Here is a 20,715-nt window from a genome sequence, read left to right as displayed (position 1 = left end):
TCGCTTCAATCTCGAGCGTCGCTCGGAGACGTCGTTCCGCGGCGTGTACCCCTCGGACGTCTTGCCGGCGTCCCGGCTCGAAGGCACCATCGGAGCGTGGAGGACGACGAGGCGACGCAGCTGATCCTGGAGACACTCTCGATATGAGGATCGTGATCGGCGAGATCCCCGACGCGGTCGTAGAGCCGGAGGACGACCATGAAGAGACGCAAGAAGACACCTGAGGAGAGGCGCGCGGAGCTCGAGCGGCGGGCGGACATCGACCGTCGGCTGCTGGAGATGATCGAGCGCTACCGGGAGCTCAACGCGAAGCGGGCCGCGGGCGCCTAGCCCCGCTCCGACGAGCGCGAGGTCCCTCAGGCGAGCGTGAAGCGGACCTGTCGCTTCAGGACGTCCGCCAGCTCCAGCCGCACCTCGACGCGCTCGCCGAGCGGTAGCTCGTCGCCCTGGCAGCGGGCGGTCACCGCCGGGTCCGTCAGCTGGACGGTGCCACCGTCGTCGTCATCGTCGGCCTCGACGACGACGGCGTCGAAGGTGTCGCCGATGCTCGACTGCAGGAGCGCCGCCTCGAGGATCGAGACGATCCCGGCCTCGTACTGGCTCGCCCGTCGGCCGGACTCGTCCATCACCGCCGGGAGGCCTGGCAGCTCCGCCAGGACCCAATCGGGCGGCTCGTGCCCCGCGGACAGGGCGCGGCACGCCTCGCCGACGTAGCGGTCGACGAGCCGGCGAAGGGGCGCGGTCGTGTGCGCGTACGTCGACGCGAGCGCGGCGTGGATCGGATCCTCAGGGGCATCGTGATCGAACGCCGTGTAGCCGGATCCGCGCATCAGCCCCGCCGCCTCGGCGAGCAGCGCGGCGTGGTTCGGCAGGTTGGGGTCCATGGTGCGGATGAGGTCGGGGTACGCGAGACCCTCGGGCCAGGGGACGTCGAGGGCCTTCGCCGTCCTCCGGAGTCGCGCCAGCCTCGAGGGGTCCGGCGCGGGAACGGTGCGGAGGATTCCCACCTCGCCGGTGAGCATCAGCTCGGCGGCGGCCATCCCGGTCATCAGCGAGATCTGCGCATTCCAGCCCTCGATCGGGAGCGGAGCGCGGTACTCGAGGTCGTATCCGTCCGGCCCCCGCGTCACCTCCTGCTCGGGCAGTGGGAGGCTGACACCGCCGCGGCGGGCCTCGCGCTCCTGGCGCTTCGTGCCGACCTCGCGCAGCAGCAGGATCACGTCGTCGGCCGACCCGTCGTCGAGGGAGCGCTGCGCGCCTTCGTAGCTGAGCTTCGCCCGGCTGCGGACGAGCGCGCGACGGACGTCCACCTCGATCCCCTCGCCGGTCTCGTCCACGTCCATCGTCCACACGAGAGCAGGCCTGTCCTGGTCCGGCAGCAGGCTGGCCGCTCCCTCGGACAGCTGCGGCGGGTAGAGGCGCGCCTTCTCGTCCGGGGCGTAGAGCGTCTCGCCACGGCGGTGCGCCTCCACGTCCATCGGCCCGCCCGGCGTGACGAAGGACGCGACGTCGGCGATCGCATACCGCACCCGGTAGCCGGAGCCGCGCCGCTCGATGTGGACGGCCTGGTCGAGATCCATCGACGTCGGCGGGTCGATCGTGACGAACGGGATCGACGTCTCGTCCGCGTCCGGAGCTTCCAGGGGCGAACGAGCTGCGCGCTCGGCGTCCGCCAGCACGTCGTGCCCGAAGCCGAGCGTGACGTCGAGCTGGCGGCGTAGCTCCGCGAACGCAGCCTCGATCTCCGCGCTCGCGCCGTCGGTGAGGCGGAACTGGCGCTTCGGCACCCGGCCAGCGTACGTCTCCGCGTGGGTGCGGCCGGCCGTACCCCGTCCGGGGGATAACCGGAGTGCGGTCGGGATCCGCAGCGGCGATCCTGCGGTTCTTGCACTCGCAACCACATACCAGGAGCCCGATCCGATGACAGCAGTCGAGTTCATCAGTCACCGTCCCGACCTGCAGTCGCGCGTGCGCGGAGCGGTGATCGAGCCGGGGGCGCCCGGCTGGGATGCCGCCACGCAGGCCTTCAACCTCTCATTCACGCAAGAGCCGATGCTCGTCGCCGTTCCCGAGGACGAGGTGGACGTCGTGGAGATCGTCCGCTACGCCGCGGCCAACGGCCTTCAGGTCGCCCCGCAGCGGACCGGTCACAACGCCGAGCCGCTGGGCGCGATGGAAAACGTGATCCTGCTCAGGACGGACAAGCTCCGCGGCGTCGAGATCGACGCCCAGCGGCGCATCGCACGCGTGCGGGCGGGGTCGAAGTGGGAGGAGGTCGTGCCGCGGGCCTCCAATCTCGGCCTAGCCGCGTTGCACGGGTCGACCCCCGACGTGAGCGTCGCGGGGTACTCACTCGGCGGCGGTGTCGGCTGGTACGCGCGCAAGCTCGGGCTGTCCACGAACAGCGTCACGGCGATCGAGCTCGTCACGGCGGACGGGCGGCTGCGCCGCGTCGACCACGAGCACGACCCGGAGCTGTTCTGGGCGCTCCGCGGCGGCGGCGGCAACTTCGGCGTCGTGACCTCGCTCGAGGTGCAGCTCTACGCGATCCCCGAGGTCTACGCCGGCGTCCTCTTCTTCCCGTGGGAGCGCTCGTCGGAGGTGCTCCACGCCTGGCTCGACTGGACGCGGACGGTGCCCGAGGAGATCACCTCGGTGGGGCGGATCCTCCAGTTCCCGCCGCTCCCCGAGCTCCCCGAGACTCTGCGCGGCGGAAAGTTCGCGGTCGTCGAGGCGGTGTTCATCGGCGCCGAAAAGGACGGCGCGAAGATGCTCGAGCCGCTCAGGGCGCTCGGCCCGTCGATGGACACCTTCGCGATGGTGCCTCCGGTCGGCATCGCGGAGCTGCACATGGACCCGCCCGAGCCGGTGCCGTACACGGGCGAGGGCATGATGCTCGGCGAGCTCGACCCGGCGGCGATCGACGCGTTCGTCTGGGCCGCGGGGCCGGGCTCCGGCTCGCCGCTCGTCTCTGCCGAGATTCGCCATCTCGGCGGGGCGCTCGCGCGGTCCGGAGACGGGCACGGGGCGCTCTCGGCCTTCGATGCGTCGTACCTCACGTTCGCGCTCGGAATGGTGTTCGACGACGAGACCTACGCTGCCAACAGGCAGCAGCTCGAGGTCGTCCGGAAGGCGCTGACGCCCTACGACACGGGTCGGCAGTACCTCAACTTCACCGAGGAGGAGACCGACCCGGCGACCTTCTACCGCGCGGGCGCGTACAAGCGGCTCCGCGCGGTCAAGGCCGCCGTCGACCCCGGCAACGTCTTCCGCGCGAACCATCCGATCGCGGGCGCGTAGGAACGGAGAGGGCCGGCCGCGCAGTGCTGCCGGCCCTCGCCTGCCCGGGAGGAGGGCCGGGCGTCAGACTGCGTCTCGACACCGAGGACGGAGGTGAGACGTGGGTCAGCGGGAGCTCGACGTGGTCGTGATCGGAGCCGGGGCTCCGGGCGAGGTCGTCGCGGGTCGTCTGGGGGAGGCGGGCCTCGACGTGGCGGTCGTCGAGGAGCGGCTGGTCGGCGGTGAGTGCTCGTTCTTTGCGTGCATGCCGTCGAAGGCGCTCCTCCGGCCGGGGGAGCTGACGGCGGAGGCACGGCGGGTGAAGGGTGTCCGCGTCGGCGACCTCGACGTCGAGGTGGTGCTGGCACGCCGCGACGAGGTCGTTCACGACCTGGACGACTCGTCGATGCTGCCCTGGCTCGAGGAGCGTGGCGTCACTCTGGTCCGTGGGCACGGGCGCCTGGACGGCGAGCGCCGTGTGGTCGTGGAAGGGGACGTGCTCACGGCCCGCCGGGCGGTCGTGGTCGCCAGCGGGAGCTTCGCGACGATCCCACCGGTGGCGGGGTTGGAGGACGCGCGGCCGTGGACGAACGTCGAGGCGACGACGGCGAAGCGGGTGCCGGCTCGCCTTTTCGTGCTCGGCGGTGGAGTCGTCGGGGTCGAGATGGCTCAGGCATGGTCGTGGCTCGGATCGCGCGTGACGCTCGCGCACCGCAGCGAGCGGCTGATCGAGCGCGAGGAGCCGTTCGCGAGCGCGCACGTCGAGGACGCGCTGCGCGAGGCCGGGGTCGACGTGCGGCTGGGCACGTCGGCTACCGCGGTGTCGCGCAACGGCTCCGTCCGCGTCGGGCTCGACGACGGCGACGAGGTCGAGGCCGACGAGCTTCTCGTCGCGATCGGTCGGACGCCCCGCACCGCCGACCTGGGGCTGGAGACGGTGGGGCTCGAGCCGGGGAAGCACGTCGAGGTCGACGACTCGCTGCGCGTGCCCGGCGTCGACTGGCTGTACGCGGTCGGCGACGTCAACGGTCGCGCGCTCCTCACGCACATGGGGAAGTACCAGGCACGGCTCGCGGCGGACGCGATCCTCGGAAAGGACGTACGGCTGCGCTCGGACGGCGCCGCCTCGCCGCGGGTGATCTTCACCGACCCTCAGGTGGGCGCGGTCGGGCTGACGCTCGCCGCCGCGGAAGAGGCGGGGGTTCGAGCACGCGTGGTGGAGGTCGAGACGAGCGGCAACGCGGGCGGCTCGTTCGTCGGGAAGGGCGCTCCCGGGACTGCGCGGCTCGTCGTCGACGAGGACCGGGGCGTCGTCGTCGGGGCCACGATCACCGGCGCGGAGATCGCCGAGGCGTTGCACGCGGCGACGATCGCCGTGGTCGGCGAGGTTCCGCTCGACGACCTCTGGCATGCAGTACCGGCGTTTCCCACGCGGTCGGAGCTCTGGCTGCGGCTGCTCGAGGCGTACGGCCTGTAGCTGCCGTGCGGCTCGACGTGGAGCCGACCTTGCCGTCGGTTCGCCGCTGCGTGCCGTAGTTGTAAGTTGACACTTACGTAAGTCTACACTTACACTACTACCCATGGAAGCCGTATTGAGGGCGATCGCGGAGCCTCGGAGGCGGGCGATCCTGCGTCTGGTGTCTGACACCGAACTGCCCGCCGGCAGCATCGCGGTGCACTTCGACGTCACCCGGCCTGCAATCTCGCAGCACCTGGGCGTCCTGAAGGAGGCGGGGCTCGTGAGCGAGCGGAGGGACGGCACGCGACGCCTCTATCGAGCGCGCCCGGAAGGGCTTCTCGAGGTGAGGGCGTTCCTGGACGAGTTCTGGGGCGAGCGCCTCGAGGCGCTGAAGCACGAGGCCGAAGGAGAGGAGCGGAAGAGAGATGGAGAGCGTCACCGAGTCGACTGAGGTCGTGCGGGAGCTGACGATCGCGGCGAGGCCCGAGACGGTCTGGGAGTTTCTCGTCGACGCCGACAAGGCGAAGCGCTGGATGGGCGTCGATGCGACGCTCGAACCGCGGGCCGGCGGGCTGTATCGGGTCGAGGTCGTCCCCGGGACGATCGCCCGCGGGTCGTTCGTCGAGCTCGATCCCCCGCACCGTGTCGTCTTCACGTGGGGTTGGGAGGCGATGGCCGCCGGCGAGGCCTACGACGTGCCGCCGGGGTCGTCGACGATCGAGATCGTGCTGGAGCCGGACGGCGACGGCACGCGCCTGCGCTTCACGCACGGCGGCCTGCCGACGGCGGAGTCGGCGGGGCGGCACGCCCACGGCTGGGATCACTTCCTCCCGCGCCTGGTCGAGGCGGCCGGCGGCGGCGACCCCGGCCGCGATCCCTGGCTCGACGGGGAGCTGTAGACCGAATCGGACATGTCCGTGCCAGGCACGGGGACATGTCCGGTCGGGCCACGGCCGGCGCGGACGTGTCTTGGTGCCAGGCACGGGGGCATGTCCAATTGGGCCGTGGCCGGTGCAGGGCCGCGACGCCGCGGTAGGTCGCGATCCCGCGGTACGCTCGCGCGCGTGCGGAGGGTCGCCGCGACGCGGTACGTGACGCCTCTGCGGGAGGGCGGGTCGCTCCCTGCGCTCGTCGAAGCCGACGACGACGGGCTGTACGTCCTCAAGTTCCGCGGCGCCGGGCAGGGGCCGAAGGCGCTCGTCGCGGAGGTCGTGGTCGGCGAGCTCGCCCGCGCGCTCGGCCTGTCGGTGCCCGAGCTCGCTCTCGTCGAGCTCGACGCGACGATCGGGCGCGCCGAGCCGGATCCCGAGATCCAGGATCTGCTCCTCGCGAGCGACGGGCTCAATCTCGGGGTCGACTTCCTGCCCGGCGCACTACCCTTCAACCCGGCGGCTGGGCCCGACCCCGACCCGGGCTTCGCGGCGGATGTCGTGTGGCTCGACGCCCTCGTCACGAACGTCGACCGGACGGCGCAGAACCCGAACCTGCTGTGGTGGCACAACCGCCTGTGGCTCATCGACCACGGCGCCGCGCTCTACTTCCACCATGCCGGGGAGACCGACCCGGAGCATGCCCGCGGACGCTTCGAGGCGGTCCGCGACCATGTCCTGCTGCCGTACGCATCGTCGATCGCGGATGCCGATGGTCGACTCGCCTCCCACGTGACCGGCGAACTGCTCGAGCGCGTCGTCTCCGCTGTACCGGCGGAATGGCTCGGGCCGGACGACGGGAGCGTGTACGTCGACTATCTTGTGCGTCGGCTCGAAGAGCCGCGGATCTTCGTCGAGGAGGGGGACCGCGCCCGTGGCTGAGCCGTTCTCCTACGCGATCCTCCGGCTGGTCCCGGACATCGAGCGCGGGGAGCAGCTGAACGTCGGCGTGGTCGTCTTCTGTCGTCCGCTCGACTTCCTCGGCGCCCGCACGGCGCTCGACGACGATCGCGCTCGGGCGATCGCGCCCAACGTCGATCTCGAGGGTGCGCGGCGGCATCTGGCCGCGATCGAGCGCGTCGCGGCCGGAGACGCGGGCGCGGGCCCGATCGCCGAGCTGGACACGACCGCGCGCTTCCACTGGCTCGTCGCCCCGTCGAGCACGATCGTCCAGCCCTCCGAGGTGCACACCGGCCTGTGCGACGACCCGCGCGCCTGCCTCGACGAGCTGTTCGAGAGGCTCGTGCGCTGATGCTCGATCCGTCGCTGCCGATCCCGGCCACCGGGCGGACGTTCTCCGCGCGGCGCCGTATCAGGCTCGGCGACATGGACGAGACCGGCCGTCTGCGGCTCGACGCGGTCGCACGGTTCCTGCAGGACGTGGCCATCGACGACGTGCAGGAGACCGGGTGGGGGACACCGGAGCACCTGTGGTTCGTACGCCGGATCCGCGTCGAGGTCCGGACGCCGTTCCACGAGGACGGCGAGCTGGCGCTGGTGACGTGGTGCAGCGGGCTCGCGGCCATCGCGGCCGGGAGACGCTGGTCGCTGACCGGGGACGGAGGCGGAAGGATCGAAGTCGACAGCGTCTGGATCCACCTCGGGCCCGACCAGCGGCCGGCGCGGATCGAATCGTTCGGCGTGTACGCGGAGGCGACCGGCGGGCGACCCGTCTCCACGCGGCTCGAGCTCCCCGTCCCGCCGGACGAAGCCACGCGCTCACCGTGGGCGCTGCGAGCGGCGGACGTCGATCTCCACGGGCACGTGAACAACGCGGTCCACTGGCAGGCGGTCGAGGACGCGCTCCGAGGCAGCACTGTCGACACCGGCGGCGCGCTCGTCGCCGAGCTCGACTACCACCACCCGATCGACCTCTCGGACCGACTCGAGCTCTCGACGGACACGTCGGACGGCGGGCTGGCCGTGGGGTTCCACGTCGGCGAGACAGTGTGCGCCGTCGCGCGAGTCGCGACGTCGTGAGGTGAGGCAGCGTTGCACGGTGGGGCAGGCCGCATCTCAGCGTCCACGGCGGAGGAGACGCCCGATGGGCGTCAGCACCCTGCCGTACGTCGCCGCCTGCTCTCGTCGATAGTCGGCGATTTCGGGCTTGTCTCAGACGGCCACTCGACGAGAATCGGCGTCTGACGCCGCACGGAGGAAAAGGAGCATCGTGGGACTCACCAGTCGGCTGGCGGTCACTGCGGACATGCCGGCGCTGCGTGCGCTGATGGATGCGGCGATCGCCGAGCTCCAGCGCGGGTTTCTCGACGACGCCCAGATCGAGTCGAGCCGCGCGATCATGGGCATAGACACGCAGCTCGTCGACGACGGCACGTACTTCGTCGTCGAGTCGGGCGGCGACCTGGCGGGCTGCGGCGGCTGGAGTCGCCGCGGGACCCTCTACGGCGGCAACCAGACGCCCGGCCGCGACAGCAACCTCCTCGACCCGGCCTTCGACGCTGCTCGCGTGAGGGCGATGTACACGCACCCGGCGTATGCGCGGCGCGGCGTCGGCCGTCTGATCCTCGAGCTGAGCGAGGCGGCCGCTGCAGCCGAGGGGTTCACGCGACTAGAGCTGATGGCGACGCTGTCCGGCGAGCCGCTCTACACCGCCTACGGGTTCCGTCCGATCGAGCGGCTCGAGGACGCAACCGGCGGCGTCCCGGTGCCGATCGTGCGGATGGAGAAGCCGATCGATCCCAGCCTGCTCGGCTCCGCTACCGACGCGGCCTGAGCGCCGCGAACGGATCCGTGATCGCCAGCTGCGTGTCACGGAAGCGGAAGACCTCTGCGGGGCGTCCGCCGGCGCTGCCCGACGGCCGACGCTCGCCGGTCGGCTCGATCACCGCACGGCGCTCCAGGACACGCCGGAGGTTCGTCGCCGAGACCTCGTGGCCGAGCGCCGCCACGTACACCTCGCGCAGCTCGGCCAGGGTGAAGGTCGGGGGCGCGAGCGCGAAGCCGGCGTTCGAGTAGGAGAGCTTCCCGCGGAGACGCTCGCGCGCGGCCAGCACGATCGCGCCGTGGTCGAACGCGGTGGGCGGGAGGTCGTCGACCGGGTGCCAGCGGGTGTCCTGGGGCACGTGGGGGTCGAGCCCCAGCTGGACGAGGCCGAGATACGCGGTGGCGAGCTCCCACACCTCGGGGTCGCGGCGGGAGTCGCCGTAGGTGCCGAGCTGCTCGAGGTGGGAGACCTCGCGCACGTCGACCTTCGCCGCGAGGTGGCGCCGGATCGACGCCTCGAGCGTCTCGCCCTCCTCGAGCAGGCCGCCGGGGAGAGCCCACGCGTCTCGCCATGGGTGACGCGCCCGCTGCCAGAGGAGCACCTGAAGCGCTCCCGCGCGCACCTGAAGCACCACGGCGAGGGTCGCGTGGCGTGGTCTGGTAGACTCGCCCGCAGGTTTACGACTCATAGTCAAAAACTAGCGCATCAGGAGAGAGCATGATCGGAATCCCCTCGAAGCTCTTCGCTGCCGCGGCCGTCCTCGCCGTCGGCGCGTCACTCGCAGCCGGCTGCGGCGGTGACGACGAGGCCACCGGCGAGACGACAGAGACGGCGGCGGCGTCGGGCCTGAAGGTCGGGCTCGTCGCCGATGCAGGTCAGCTGAACGACAACGGGTTCAACGAGCTGGCCTACAAGGGCTTGAAGAGGGCCGAGCGGGAGCTGGGAGTCAAGGGCCGCGTCGTCGAGGCCAAGACCGCCGCCGACTACGTCCCGAACATGTCGTCGCTCGCCCGCCAGGACTACGACCTGATCATCGGCGTCGGCTTCGCGCAGGGCGACGCGATCGCGGCCGCCGCGAAGCGCTTTCCCGATACGAACTTCGCGATCGTGGACGTCGACCATTCGTTCCTCAAGGGCAAGCCGACGAACGTCCAGGGGCTGCTCTTCCGTGAGGAGCAGGTCGGGTACCTCGTCGGCTACTTCGCAGCGCTCGAGGCGAAGCGGGCGGGGACCGAGTCGATCAGCGCCGTCGGCGGCTACAAGGAACCGCCGGTCGACAGGTTCATCGCCGGATACAGGGCCGGCGCGCAGGCCGCGGTTCCCGGGACGAAGGTGCGCTGGGACTACTCGCAGGACTGGGAGGACCAGGCGAAGTGCAAGGAGCTCGCCCTCAACCAGATCGCGGCGGGCTCGAAGGTCGTGTTCCAGGTTGCGGGAGGCTGCGGGCTCGGCGCCCTCTCCGCGGCGAAGGACAGGGACGTCTGGGGCATCGGCGTCGACGGCGACCAGTCGTTCCTCGGCCCGCACGTCCTGACGAGCGCGCTGAAGGGCGTCGACAGCGCTGTCTTCCTCACGATCCAGGCCGTCGAGGACGGGACGTTCGAGGCCGGCAAGAACGTCGTCTTCGGGATCGACCAGGAAGGCGTCGGCCTCGGCACGCTCAGCCCGAACGCGAACGCCGACGACGTCAGCGCCGTCGAGGAGGTCGAGGAGCAGCTCGCCTCCGGCGAGATCAGCGACATCCCGACGACGCTCGAGTAGGCGAGCATCGGGGGCTCTGCCTCGAGGGCAGAGCCCCGCGAACGTGGCGTGCTACGCCGTGCGCACGGAGTAGACGGGCGGCAGGTGGTCGGCGACCTGTGTCCAGCTGGCGCCTGCGTCGCGCGAGCCGAATACCTCGCCGGAGGTCGCGCCGAAGTAGAGCTCGAGGCTGCCGCCCTCTCCAGCGCTGTCGAACGCCTCGCGCAGGATGGTGAGGAACGCGTTGTCCGGAAGTCCGTCTCCCCGTGCCTGCCACGACTCACCCGCGTCGCGTGTCTCCCAGACCCTGATCGAGCCGTCGGGAGGTGTCCTGTCCTCGGCGCCGATCAACGGGATCACGTACGCGCTGTCCGCGTCGGCGGGATCGACGACGATCGGGAAACCGAAGTCCGACGGAAGACCTTCGCCGATGTCGATCCAGTTCTCGCCTGCGTCGTCGGAGCGGTAGACGCCGCCGTGGAACTGCATGAACAGCCGCTCCGGGCGGCCGGGGGCACGACGCACGTCGTGGACGCAGTGCTGGATCGGGTTCTGGTCGCGCCCCTCCTCGGGGACGTAGCCGGGGACGATGCCGTCGTTCGAGTAGCGCCAGGTCTGACCGCCGTCGTCGGTGAGCCAGACGCCCACCGCGGAGATGGCGACCAGCAGCTTGGACGGGTCGTCGGGCCAGGGCGCGATCGTGTGCAGGCAAAGGCCACCGTTGCCGGGGCTCCAGTCGGGGCGGGTCGGGTGGTTCCAGAGGCCCTCGTTCAGGGCCCAGGTGAGGCCGCCGTCCCTGCTCTCGAAGAGCGGTCCGGGATCCCCGCCCGCGTACAGCACGCCGTCGGCGGCTCCGGGGGCGATCACCCAGATCCGCTCGAGAGCCTTCTCGTCCCCATCGGGCAGGGCCGTTCCCTCCGCCTGCTCCCACTCGCCGGCGGGGTCGTCGGTGACCCAGATCTTGGGGCCGTAGAACCAGGACGTCACCGACGCGAGATAGCGCCCGGTGCGTGGATCGCGCATCGCGTACTCCACGCTCTGCCCCGCAAAGGCGCGGGCGGTGATCTCGAGGCCGTCCCCGTCGCCCTCGAGTCGGAAAAGGCCCTTCTTCGTGCCCACCAAGAGCTCGGTCATGCGATGCGCTCCTTCCTGTGCTGTTGCCGCGTTCCAGAGGACGGTGCAGGAGGGAGCACGTGCCTAACCTCCCGTGATCGCGGGGAGAACGTGAACCCGGTCGGCGTCCTCGACCGGTGTCCTTTCCTCCCCGTGCGTTCCGTTGACGAAGACGTTCACGTGCTCGCGGATGCGTCCCTGCTCGTCCAGCACCCAGCCGGCGATCGGCGGATGCGCCGCCTCGAGCGCGACGAGCACGTCCCGGACGGTCGCGCCCGCGACCACATGGCTGCGCCCGCCGCACAGCTCCGACAGCGGAGCGCGGAGCATCACCTGCGCCATGGGCCGATCCTAGGACGCGTCATATCGATGAGACGTACGGCTCACACGACTATCGACAGGTGCGGCGACCGAAACTCATCGGCGGAAGAACAGGTTGAGCACGATCGTCCCGACGATCGAGAGGATCACCATCAGCAGGATCGGCACGGTCACGCTGACGTTCTCGGACGGCTTCCAGTGGATCGTGCCCGGCAGGCGATCGACGCCGAGGCGGGCGAGGACGAGAGCTCCGATGCCGAGCGCCGCGAGCACGAGCGCGGCCGCCAGCAGCACCTTCCCGGCAGTCTCCATGCACCGAGCGTAGTCGCGGTCTCAGGCGGCGGCGAGGTGCGAGCCTGCGTGCCAGGCACGTAGCCACGTCCGCCCGAGACGTGGCTGGGTGGGACGGTCGAGCGAGGGGTCACCGGTGGTCGGGGGCCGACTGACCGCCTGGCCCGTTCCGACGACCGAATCGGGCGCATTCCGCGCCGGGCGGTGGATCGCGCGAGCCGGACCTGTCTCTCGCGGCCCGGTCCGACCGCGGCGCGTCCGACCGGCCGCGCCGGCGGCCGGACGTGCCAGGCACGTAGCCACGTCCGCGCGGGACGCGTCCCCGTCCGGCGGGCCGGCACACCGGTGCGCGGCCCGAAACCCGCATCGGGCCGTCGTCGACGGCCACTCGGCCGTGCCCGCGAGGGACGTGTCCTCGACCGGCACGCCCGCGGGCCGGGCGCGGCCCCAGACCTGCCTACGGCTCCAGCTCGAGCACCCCGTGGGGTGAGCCGAGCTCCGCGAGCTTGTCGAGGTACGGCCGCGCGGGGAAGGCCTCCGGCCCGAGCACGCCCTGACCCGACCAGGCTCCGGCGTCGAGGAGCTCGAGCGCCACGACGGGGTTGAGGGCCGTCTGCCAGACGACCGCCTGCGCTCCGTACTCGCGTATCGACCAGTCGTTGTCGACGACGTGGTACAGGTAGGTCTTCCGCGGCTTTCCGTCGGTGCCGAGGCCCGTCACGAGCGTCCCGGCGCAGGTCTTGCCGCTCATCCGCTCGCCGAGCGTGGCGGGGTCCGGCAGCGCCGCGGCGACGACGTCTCGCGGCGCGACGTCGACCCCCTTCACCCGGATCGGATCCTTCCGGTCGAGGCCCAGCCGCTGGAGCGTCTTCAGCACCTGGATGAACTCGTCGCCGAGCCCGTACTTGAACGTCACGCGCCGGCACTCGACCCAGCGCGGCACGAGCAGCACTTCCTCGTGCTCGACGTTGACGCACTCGACCGGGCCGATCCCCTCCGGGAAGTCGAACACCTCCGGCTCGGAGAACGGCTCGGTCGTATGCCAGCCGCGGTCGCGCTCCCACACGACCGGAGGGTTCAGGCACTCCTCGATCGTCGTCCAGATGGAAAACGTCGGCGCGAAGTCGTAGCCCTCGACGACGAGGTTCGCACCGTCGCGAACCCCGATCTCGTCGATCTCGGAAAAGAGCTCGTCCGCGGCATGGCGTGCGAAGACGTCGGCGGCGCCTGGCTCGACGCCGATGCCGACGAGCGCGAGCAGCTCCTTCTCCTCCCACTCCGGCGCTCGCTCGAACTGATAGTCGCCGAGCTTCACGCCGGTGAGCTCGAACGGCCGCTCGGGGTGCGGCTCGGAGAGCGTCATCGCCATGTCGAGGTAGGTGACACCCGCCTGGAAGCACGCGTCGAAGATCGGGACGTTGAAGACCGGGTCGACGGCGTTCAGGACGGCGTCCGGCCTCGTCACCCGGATCAGGTCGACGACCGCCTCACGGCTCGACGCGTCGATCCGGTGCGCGGAGAAGCGGCCATCATCGAGGGAGTCGGCGACGGCGGCCGGCCGGGCATGGTCGTAGTCCGCCAGCGCGCAGTGCTCCAGGAACGAGCGTCGCGCGACGATCGCGGCGAACGCCGAGCCCACGCCCCCGGTTCCGACGACGAGGATCCTCACGCGGCCTCGATCGGCCGGCCGACCGTGAGCGCATCCCGGAGCGAGACGGGCAGCTCCTGGAAGACCGCGTCGGGCTCGATGCCGAGGCCGTCGAGCGTCTTCGAGTAGAAGCAGCGGATCGCGGCGGCGAGGACGACGTCCGCGATCTCCGCGTCGGAGAGCCCGTGAGCGCGCAGCCGGTCGATGTCGTGCTGCGTGACGCAGGTCGCGTCCGCCGCGACCTTGTCGGCAAGCTCCATCACCGCACGGTCCAGGTCGTCGAGCGCCTCGACCGGCCGTGCTCGTGCGAGTCCCTCGACGTCGGCCGCGGTCAGGAACCGGTCGGCCAGGACCTTGCCGTGCGCCAGCGTGCAGTAGCTCGAGCGGAGACGGCGCGCCGCGGCCAGGGTCGCCAGCTCGTACCGCCGTTCGTCCATGTTCGCCGTCACCGCACCGAGGAGCTCCTTCCACGCGCGGTAGACGGCCGGCCGGTGCGCGAAGCCGCGCGCGTAGTTCGGGAGGTACCCGCGCTGTGCGCGATCGGCCTCGAGCAGGCCCGCCGCGTCGCCTGCGCTCTTCTCCGTCAGGAGCTCGATGAAAGCCATGATCCTCCGTTCGACGTGGGAGTGCGATGCGTTCTACTACGGCGGGCACTTCGGCCGGGTGGTTGCTCCCGAGCCCGACCCGCGGCGCGAGCGATCGTCTAGTGTCGCCCTGGTTCCCGAGTAGCGGAGGAGCGGAGGAGCGATGAGCGTTTCGGTCTCCCAGCAGAAGATGTTCGTGGACGGCGAGTTCGTCGACGCCCTGTCCGGCGAGACGATGGAGGTGCTGAACCCGGCCACAGGCGAGGTGGTCGCGGAGGTGCCGAAGGCCGGGGAGGAGGACGTCGACCGCGCGGTCGCAGCGGCCGAGAAGGCCTGGGAGACGTGGCGCGACAAGACGCCCAAGGACCGGATGGAGCTCCTCCTGAAGCTCGCCGACGTGATCGACGAGAACGCTGAGGAGCTCGCCCGCCTCGAGTCGCTGAACGTCGGCAAGCCGTGGTGGGTGGCGGTCGACGAGCCCGGGATGATGTCCGACAACCTGCGCTTCTTCGCCGGGGCCGCGCGGAACCTCGAGGGCAAGGCCGCCGCCGAGTACGTGGAGGGCTACACGTCGATGATCCGGCGCGAGCCGCTCGGGATCGTCGCGGGCATCGCGCCCTGGAACTACCCCCTCTTCATGGTCATGTGGAAGACCGGCCCCGCGCTCGCGGCGGGGAACGTGCAGATCGTGAAGCCGGCCGAGCAGACGCCACTCACGACGCTGCGCTTCGTCGAGCTCGCCCAGGAGATCCTTCCCCCGGGCGTGCTCCAGGTCGTCACGGGCGAGGGCATCCCGGCCGGCGATCGGCTCGTGCGTCATCCTTCTGTGCGCCTCGTCTCGCTGACGGGCGACACCGCCACCGGGAAGCTGATCGCGAAGAACGCCGCCGACACCGTCAAGCGGGTGCACCTCGAGCTCGGGGGAAAGGCGCCGATGGTGGTGCTCGACGATGCGGACCCGGCCACCGTGGCCGAGGCGATCAAGGTGGGCGGTTACTTCAACTCCGGGCAGGACTGCACCGCCTCGTCGCGGATCCTCGTCTCCGAGCGCATCTACGACGACGTCCTCTCGTCGACGGTGGACGCGGTCGAGGGCATGTCGGTCGGCGACCCGGCCACCGACGACGAGATCGGGATGGGCCCGGTGATCTCGGCCGAGCAGCAGGAGCGCGTTCTCGGCTTCGTCGAGCGGGCGAAGGCGGCGAAGGCGACGGTGGTCACGGGGGGCGGCACCGTGGGCGATCGCGGCTTCTTCGTCGCGCCCACGATCGTCACCGACGTCGCGCAGGACGCCGAGATCGTCCAGAACGAGGTCTTCGGCCCCGTCGTCACGATGCAGCGGTTCGCCTCCGACGACGAGGCGATCGCGCTGGCGAACGACGTCCGCTACGGGCTCGCCGCGTCGGTCTTCTCGGAGAACGTGGGCCGGGCGATGAAGGTCGCGGGCCGGCTCGACTTCGGCACCGTGTGGGTGAACGAGCACCTCTTCCCGCTGACCTCGGAGATGCCGCACGGCGGCTTCAAGGAGTCGGGCTATGGCAAGGACATGTCGATGTACTCGATGGAGGAGTACACGCGCATCAAGCACGTCTGCGTCAAGCTCGCGTAAGGCTCGCCGCTCGCTCAATCGGAGTATGCGCCGTCCGCGACACGCGTAGCCGCGCGGGTCTCGTTTGACGCATTGCGTCGCAACTTGGTACGAATCGCTCGCATTGCGCAGCCGATCGCAGGCACGGGTCGCGGCCCGGCCGACCGAAGCGTCCGAGCCCCGCCGCGGTCCGGTCTCGCGGGCCCCGGAGCTCGATCGCGTGGACCGCGGGATCATCCACGCGCTGCAGCGAAACGGCCGCGAGTCGTTCCGGCGGATCGCCGCCGCGCTCGGCGTCTCCGAGGCGACGGTGCGCGCCCGCTACGCGCGCCTCTGCGACCAGAGCATCCTGCAGGTCACCGGGGTCACGAACCCCCTGGGGCTCGGCTTCGAGTCCCAGGCGATGGTCGGCATCCGCACGACGGGGCCGCCGGAGGACGTGGCCGAGGTGCTCGTGAACTGGGAGGAAGCCGACTACGTCGTCGTCACCACGGGTCGCTTCGACCTGCTCGTGGAGGTGGTCTGCGCCGACCGCCGCGCGCTGCTCGACGTCACGAACCGGATCCGCTCCCTGCCCGAGGTCGTCTCGACCGAGACGTTCCTCTACCTCGAGCTCTGGAAGCAGCTGTACGACTGGGGCGCCGGCGCCGGCGGTCCCCGTGACGGCGACGGCGAGGAGCGTCCCGCGTGAGCGAGACCGCGACGGCGCCGGACGTGCGGCTCGAGGAGGTCGTCAAGGAGTTCGGCGAGACGCGCGCCGTCGACGGCATCTCCCTGGAGATCCCGCGAGGCTCGTTCTTCGCGTTGCTCGGGCCGTCCGGCTGCGGGAAGACGACGACGCTCAGGATGATCGGCGGCTTCGAGGAGGCGACCTCCGGCCGGATCTTCCTCGGTGACCGCGACGTCGTCGGGCTCCCGCCCTACAAGCGCGACGTCAACACCGTGTTCCAGAGCTACGCACTCTTCCCGCACATGACGGTCGCGGACAACGTCGCATTCGGGCTCGAGCGCCGGAAGATCGCGAAGTCCGAGATCGCGACACGCGTCTCCGAGATCCTCGAGCTCGTCGACCTCGAGGGGCGGGGGAGCCGGAAGCCGCGCCAGCTCTCGGGCGGGCAGCAGCAGCGTGTCGCGCTCGCGCGGGCGATCGTCAACAACCCCCGCGTGCTGCTGCTCGACGAGCCGCTCGGCGCGCTCGACCTCAAGCTGCGCAAGCAGATGCAGCTCGAGCTCAAGCGGATCCAGCACGAGATCGGGATCACGTTCGTCCACGTCACGCACGACCAGGAGGAGGCGATGACGATGGCGGACACGATCGCGGTCATGAACCAGGGCCGGATCGAGCAGCTCGGCACACCCGCCGAGCTCTACGAGCGCCCGCTGACGGCGTTCGTCGCCGGGTTCCTCGGCAAGTCGAACCTGCTCGAGGGCACGGTGGCCGGGGACGGTGTGGTGAGGCTCGGCGACGGAACGGAGCTGCGCGCACGCACGGACGGATCACAGGGCGCCGTGTCCGTCGGGGTCCGACCCGAGAAGATCAGCCTCGGTGAGGGAGGCGTGAATCGGCTCTCCGGGCAGGTGAGAGAGTCCGCCTACATCGGCGTCGCCACCGAGGTCGTCGTGGCGACGGCGGTCGGGGAGCTGACGGTGTTCCATCAGAACGTCGAGGCGGGGGGCGTCGTGCCCGCCCCCGGAAGCCACGTGACCCTGTCGTGGTCACCGGACGCGACGTTCGTGGTCGATCGACGAGAGGAGATCAGCGGATGACGATGCGGATGACGCGTCGCGAGCTCGTGCACCGGGGTGCGGCCGGAGCGACGATCCTGAGCCTTCCCGGGCTCCTCGCCGCGTGCGGTGGCGGCGGCGACGGCGGCGGAGGTGGTGGGGAGCTGCAGGACGTCCTCAACTTCGCGAACTGGCCGCTGTACATCGACGTCGACGAGGACACGAAGAAGCGACCAACGCTCGAGCAGTTCACGGCCGACACGGGGATCAAGGTCAACTACTTCGAGGAGATCAACGACAACGCGGAGTACTTCGCGAAGGTGCAGGGGCCCCTGTCGCAGGGCAAGGGCATCGACCGGGACATCTTCGTCTTCACGGACAACTCACGCTTCCCGGGCCTGCTCATCGGCCAGGGCTGGGTGCAGAAGCTCGACAAGGAGCGGATCCCGAACATCGGGAACCTGATCGACGCGCAGGCGAGCCCGCCGTTCGACCCCGACCGCGAGTACTCGCTGCCGTGGCAGTCCGGCATGACGGGCATCGCGTGGAACGAGGAGCTCACGGGCCCCGTGGAGTCGATCGAGCAGCTGCTCGAGGACCCGAAGCTGAAGGGCAAAGTGTCGATGCTGATGGAGATGGCCGACTCGGTCGGCCTCGTGATGCTCGCGAACGGAGACGACCCGGCCAGCGTCACCGACGAGACCTTCGGGCGCGTGACGGAGCGCGTCCAGGCGGCCGTCGACTCGGGTCAGATCGTCCGCTTCACCGGCAACGACTTCGCGCAGCCTCTGACGCGTGGGGAGTTCGCGGCCTCCGTCGCCTGGTCGGGCGACATGATCCAGCTCCTGGCCGACAACCCGAAGCTCAAGTGGGCCGTGCCGAAGGACGGCGGGATGATCTGGACCGACAACATGTTCATCCCGACGGGAGGCAGCGTCCCGACCGCGTCGACGTTCATGAACTTCGTCTACGACCCCGCCGTGGCGGCCCAGATCGCGGCCTACGTCAACTACGTGCCGCCCGTCGAGGGCGTCAAGCAGGAGCTCGTCAAGATCGATCCCGATCTGGCGAACAACACCTTGATCATCCCGGACGAGGCGCTGCTGTCCGAGCTCCACCAGTACGACTCCGAGGCGCTCAACAACGACGACCACATCACGAAGTGGCAGGCGGTCCTGGGCCAGTGATCCGCTAGAGGACGGAGCACGAGCGTGGGATCGTTCCTCCACCGGCATCGGGGCCTCGCCCCGTACCTGTTGCTCCTGCCGGGGCTGGCGTGGCTGGCCGTGTTCTTCGTCGTCCCGCTCGTCTTCCTCGGCTACCAGTCGCTGCAGTCCGGGGTCTTCCCGGGCTTCGAGTTCACCTGGGAGTTCTCGAACTTCCCCGACGCCCTCTCGGAGTACCGCGAGCAGTTCGCCCGCTCCTTCCTCTACGCGGGCATCGCGACGGTGGTCGCGCTGCTCCTCGCGTACCCGCTGGTGTACTGGATCGCGTTTCGCTCGGGGCCGTGGCGGAACCTCTTCCTGCTCTTCATCGTCGCCCCGTTCTTCGTCACCTACCTGATCCGGACGCTCGCGTGGCTCAACATCCTGGCCGACGAGGGCCCGGTGGTCGGCTTCCTGCAGTCCGTCAACGTGTTGGGGGAGGACGAGGGGCTGCTGTTCACCTCGCTCGCGGTGATCGCGGGCATCACCTACAACTTCTTCCCCTTCATGGCCCTGCCCATCTACGTCTCGCTGGAGCAGGTCGACCCGCGGCTGCTCGAGGCGGCGAAGGATCTCTACGCGAGCCCCTACCACGCGTTCCTCCGGGTCACGCTCCCCCTCTCGGCCCCGGGGATCGTGGCGGGCACGCTCCTCACCTTCATCCCCGCCGCCGGCGACTTCATCAACGCCGAGCTGCTCGGCACGCCCAAGCAGCAGATGATCGGCAACGTCATCCAGGCCAAGTTCCTGGAATCGCTGGACTACCCGACGGCCGCGTCGCTCTCCTTTGTGCTGATGGCCCTGATCCTTGCCGCGCTGCTCGTCTACGCGCGCATCGTGGGCACCGAGAGGCTGACGGGGTGACCACCGCCGCAGAGGTCGTCGAGGCCGGGCCTCGCCCCAACGCCCTCGCGCGGGTGTGGCGCGCCGTCAAGCGGCACGCGCTGACGGTGTACGCGATCCTCGCGATCGTCTACCTGATGCTGCCGATCGCCGTGGTGATCCTGTTCTCCTTCAACAGGCCCGCGGGGCGCTTCAACTACGTCTGGCAGGAGTTCACGCTGGACAACTGGGTGGAGTGGGACGCCGTCCTCGGCATCCGGGACGCCGTCGTGACCTCGCTGCAGGTCGGCGTGCTCGCGACGCTCGTCGCGACGGTCCTCGGGACGCTGATCGCGCTCGCCATCGTCCGCCACGAGTTCCGCGGCCGGGGTGTCACCAACGTCCTCGTCTTCCTCCCGATGTCGACGCCCGAGATCGTCCTCGGCGCCTCGCTGCTGACGCTCTTCCTCAACATGACGACGGTCTTCACCCTCGGCTTCTGGACGATCTTCATCGCCCACGTGATGTTCATCGTCAGCTACATCGTCGTCACCGTGAAGGCCCGCCTGATCGGGTTCGACCGCCACCTCGAGGAGGCGGCGATGGACCTCGGGGCCAACGAGTGGACGACGTTCCGGAAGGTCACGCTGCCGCTGCTCGCGCCGGCGATCGTCGCCGCGGCGCTGCTCGGCTTCGCGCTCTCGATCGACGACTTCGTGATCACCTACTTCAACGCGGGTGGGACGCAGACGTTCCCGGTGTTCGTGTGGGGGATCGCCCGCGTCTCCGTCCCACCCCAGGTCAACGTCGTGGCGAGCGCGATCTTCATCGTCGCGATCGCGATCGCCCTCGCCAACGTCGTCTGGCAGTACCGATCCGCGAGAAGATCACAGGGAGCCGTATGACAGCGATCGACACGCTCGACCTGCAACGCGCCGCCAAGGAGCACCTCTGGATGCACTTCACGCGCATGGGCGGCTACGCCGACCAGGACGTGCCGATCATCGTCCGCGGCGAGGGCTGCTACCTGGAGGACGCGAACGGCAAGCGGTACCTCGACGCGCTCGCGGGGCTCTTCTCCGTGAACATCGGCTACTCGTTCGGCGAGGAGATCGGTCAGGCGGCGCTCGAGCAGATGCGCGAGCTGCCCTTCTACACGAACTGGTCGTACGCGCATCCGCGCGCGATCGAGCTCGCCGCCGAGGTCGCGTCGATCTTCCCCGGCGACCTGAATCGAGTCTTCTTCGTGTCCGGCGGCTCCGAGTCCGTCGAGTCGGCCTGGAAGC

The 20,715-nt window shown here is 70.3% G+C and carries 25 protein-coding genes; 18 read left to right on the top strand and 7 right to left on the bottom strand.

The window, feature by feature from the left end; all coding sequences use genetic code 11:
- Positions 1-198: 198 nt before the first annotated feature.
- Entirely contained in the window at positions 199-330 is a 132-nt protein-coding gene (locus VFO26_RS15780; RefSeq protein ID WP_325116022.1) for a hypothetical protein, read from the top strand.
- A 26-nt stretch (positions 331-356) separates the two neighbouring features.
- Here VFO26_RS15780 and VFO26_RS15775 read toward each other — a convergent pair whose 3' ends face one another.
- Positions 357-1,787: an RNB domain-containing ribonuclease gene (locus VFO26_RS15775; protein ID WP_325116021.1), complete on the bottom strand. Its 1,431-nt coding sequence runs from the start codon at positions 1,785-1,787 to the stop codon at positions 357-359.
- A gap of 133 nt (positions 1,788-1,920) precedes the next feature.
- Between VFO26_RS15775 and VFO26_RS15770 the strand changes: the two genes are divergently transcribed.
- The 8 genes from VFO26_RS15770 to VFO26_RS15735 all read left to right on the top strand — a co-directional run bounded on the left by VFO26_RS15770 (position 1,921) and on the right by VFO26_RS15735 (position 8,401).
- On the top strand, positions 1,921-3,300 hold the full coding sequence (locus tag VFO26_RS15770) for an FAD-binding oxidoreductase (RefSeq protein ID WP_325116020.1): 1,380 nt from the start codon (positions 1,921-1,923) through the stop codon (positions 3,298-3,300).
- A 100-nt stretch (positions 3,301-3,400) separates the two neighbouring features.
- Complete coding sequence (locus VFO26_RS15765; RefSeq protein WP_325116019.1) at positions 3,401-4,756, top strand: NAD(P)/FAD-dependent oxidoreductase; 1,356 nt, start codon at positions 3,401-3,403, stop codon at positions 4,754-4,756.
- A 103-nt stretch (positions 4,757-4,859) separates the two neighbouring features.
- Positions 4,860-5,189, top strand: coding sequence for a metalloregulator ArsR/SmtB family transcription factor (locus VFO26_RS15760; protein WP_325116018.1), 330 nt, complete (start codon positions 4,860-4,862; stop codon positions 5,187-5,189).
- Positions 5,164-5,637, top strand: a complete 474-nt coding sequence (locus tag VFO26_RS15755) for an SRPBCC family protein (RefSeq protein WP_325116017.1) — start codon at positions 5,164-5,166, stop codon at positions 5,635-5,637. Before VFO26_RS15760 ends, VFO26_RS15755 begins: the two co-directional genes overlap by 26 nt.
- A 165-nt stretch (positions 5,638-5,802) precedes the next feature.
- Positions 5,803-6,549, top strand: a complete 747-nt coding sequence (locus tag VFO26_RS15750) for a HipA family kinase (protein WP_325116016.1) — start codon at positions 5,803-5,805, stop codon at positions 6,547-6,549.
- Complete coding sequence (locus VFO26_RS15745) at positions 6,542-6,919, top strand: DUF3037 domain-containing protein (protein ID WP_325116015.1); 378 nt, start codon at positions 6,542-6,544, stop codon at positions 6,917-6,919. The genes VFO26_RS15750 and VFO26_RS15745 overlap by 8 nt, the downstream gene beginning before the upstream one ends.
- Positions 6,919-7,647 carry an acyl-ACP thioesterase domain-containing protein gene (locus VFO26_RS15740; RefSeq protein WP_325116014.1) on the top strand — a complete coding sequence of 243 codons (729 nt, stop codon included), beginning with the start codon at positions 6,919-6,921 and terminating at the stop codon, positions 7,645-7,647. The genes VFO26_RS15745 and VFO26_RS15740 overlap by 1 nt, the downstream gene beginning before the upstream one ends.
- A 226-nt stretch (positions 7,648-7,873) precedes the next feature.
- Positions 7,874-8,401, top strand: coding sequence for a GNAT family N-acetyltransferase (locus tag VFO26_RS15735; protein ID WP_414653110.1), 528 nt, complete (start codon positions 7,874-7,876; stop codon positions 8,399-8,401).
- Here VFO26_RS15735 and VFO26_RS15730 read toward each other — a convergent pair.
- Positions 8,385-9,080: an NUDIX hydrolase gene (locus VFO26_RS15730; RefSeq protein WP_325116012.1), complete on the bottom strand. Its 696-nt coding sequence runs from the start codon at positions 9,078-9,080 to the stop codon at positions 8,385-8,387. The genes VFO26_RS15735 and VFO26_RS15730 overlap by 17 nt on opposite strands.
- Positions 9,081-9,109: 29 nt before the next feature.
- On the opposite strand from VFO26_RS15730, the gene VFO26_RS15725 reads away from it, so the two are divergent.
- On the top strand, positions 9,110-10,153 hold the full coding sequence (locus tag VFO26_RS15725; RefSeq protein WP_325116011.1) for a BMP family ABC transporter substrate-binding protein: 1,044 nt from the start codon (positions 9,110-9,112) through the stop codon (positions 10,151-10,153).
- A 51-nt stretch (positions 10,154-10,204) separates the two neighbouring features.
- On the opposite strand, the gene VFO26_RS15720 is transcribed toward VFO26_RS15725, so the two are convergent.
- From VFO26_RS15720 to VFO26_RS15700, 5 genes are all read right to left on the bottom strand, one after another.
- A complete protein-coding gene (locus VFO26_RS15720) occupies positions 10,205-11,266 on the bottom strand; it encodes a hypothetical protein (protein WP_325116010.1) in 1,062 nt (353 codons plus the stop codon).
- A gap of 63 nt (positions 11,267-11,329) precedes the next feature.
- Positions 11,330-11,587, bottom strand: a complete 258-nt coding sequence (locus tag VFO26_RS15715; protein WP_325116009.1) for a ubiquitin-like small modifier protein 1 — start codon at positions 11,585-11,587, stop codon at positions 11,330-11,332.
- A 75-nt stretch (positions 11,588-11,662) separates the two neighbouring features.
- Positions 11,663-11,878 carry a DUF2905 family protein gene (locus VFO26_RS15710; RefSeq protein ID WP_325116008.1) on the bottom strand — a complete coding sequence of 72 codons (216 nt, stop codon included), beginning with the start codon at positions 11,876-11,878 and terminating at the stop codon, positions 11,663-11,665.
- 436 nt (positions 11,879-12,314) lie between these two features.
- Complete coding sequence (locus VFO26_RS15705) at positions 12,315-13,526, bottom strand: saccharopine dehydrogenase family protein (protein ID WP_325116007.1); 1,212 nt, start codon at positions 13,524-13,526, stop codon at positions 12,315-12,317.
- Positions 13,523-14,110 carry a hypothetical protein gene (locus VFO26_RS15700; protein WP_325116006.1) on the bottom strand — a complete coding sequence of 196 codons (588 nt, stop codon included), beginning with the start codon at positions 14,108-14,110 and terminating at the stop codon, positions 13,523-13,525. Before VFO26_RS15700 ends, VFO26_RS15705 begins: the two co-directional genes overlap by 4 nt.
- Here VFO26_RS15700 and VFO26_RS15695 point away from each other — a divergent pair.
- The 8 genes from VFO26_RS15695 to VFO26_RS15660 form a co-directional block, all read left to right on the top strand.
- Positions 14,100-14,234 carry a hypothetical protein gene (locus tag VFO26_RS15695; protein WP_325116005.1) on the top strand — a complete coding sequence of 45 codons (135 nt, stop codon included), beginning with the start codon at positions 14,100-14,102 and terminating at the stop codon, positions 14,232-14,234. The two genes, VFO26_RS15700 and VFO26_RS15695, sit on opposite strands and share 11 nt — an antisense overlap.
- An 18-nt stretch (positions 14,235-14,252) precedes the next feature.
- Positions 14,253-15,698 (top strand): aminobutyraldehyde dehydrogenase, encoded by a 1,446-nt coding sequence (locus tag VFO26_RS15690; protein ID WP_325116004.1) that lies wholly within the window; start codon positions 14,253-14,255, stop codon positions 15,696-15,698.
- 199 nt (positions 15,699-15,897) lie between these two features.
- Complete coding sequence (locus VFO26_RS15685; RefSeq protein WP_325116003.1) at positions 15,898-16,368, top strand: Lrp/AsnC family transcriptional regulator; 471 nt, start codon at positions 15,898-15,900, stop codon at positions 16,366-16,368.
- Positions 16,365-17,444: an ABC transporter ATP-binding protein gene (locus tag VFO26_RS15680; protein WP_325116002.1), complete on the top strand. Its 1,080-nt coding sequence runs from the start codon at positions 16,365-16,367 to the stop codon at positions 17,442-17,444. The genes VFO26_RS15685 and VFO26_RS15680 overlap by 4 nt, the downstream gene beginning before the upstream one ends.
- The gene (locus tag VFO26_RS15675; protein WP_325116001.1) at positions 17,441-18,589 is read left to right on the top strand and encodes a spermidine/putrescine ABC transporter substrate-binding protein; all 1,149 of its coding nucleotides are present in this window, start codon (positions 17,441-17,443) and stop codon (positions 18,587-18,589) included. Before VFO26_RS15680 ends, VFO26_RS15675 begins: the two co-directional genes overlap by 4 nt.
- Positions 18,590-18,613: 24 nt before the next feature.
- On the top strand, positions 18,614-19,471 hold the full coding sequence (locus tag VFO26_RS15670; RefSeq protein WP_325116000.1) for an ABC transporter permease: 858 nt from the start codon (positions 18,614-18,616) through the stop codon (positions 19,469-19,471).
- 53 nt (positions 19,472-19,524) lie between these two features.
- Positions 19,525-20,334, top strand: coding sequence for an ABC transporter permease (locus VFO26_RS15665; RefSeq protein ID WP_349259096.1), 810 nt, complete (start codon positions 19,525-19,527; stop codon positions 20,332-20,334).
- Positions 20,331-20,715: aminotransferase class III-fold pyridoxal phosphate-dependent enzyme (locus VFO26_RS15660; protein ID WP_325115998.1), on the top strand; the 385-nt coding region annotated here is incomplete at its 3' end. The genes VFO26_RS15665 and VFO26_RS15660, both read left to right, overlap by 4 nt.

The sequence above is a fragment of the Gaiella sp. genome (assembly GCF_035710885.1).
Classification (GTDB): domain Bacteria; phylum Actinomycetota; class Thermoleophilia; order Gaiellales; family Gaiellaceae; genus Gaiella.
Note: the sequence above shows the minus strand (reverse complement) of the source record. Positions and strands in the feature narration are given on the sequence as shown.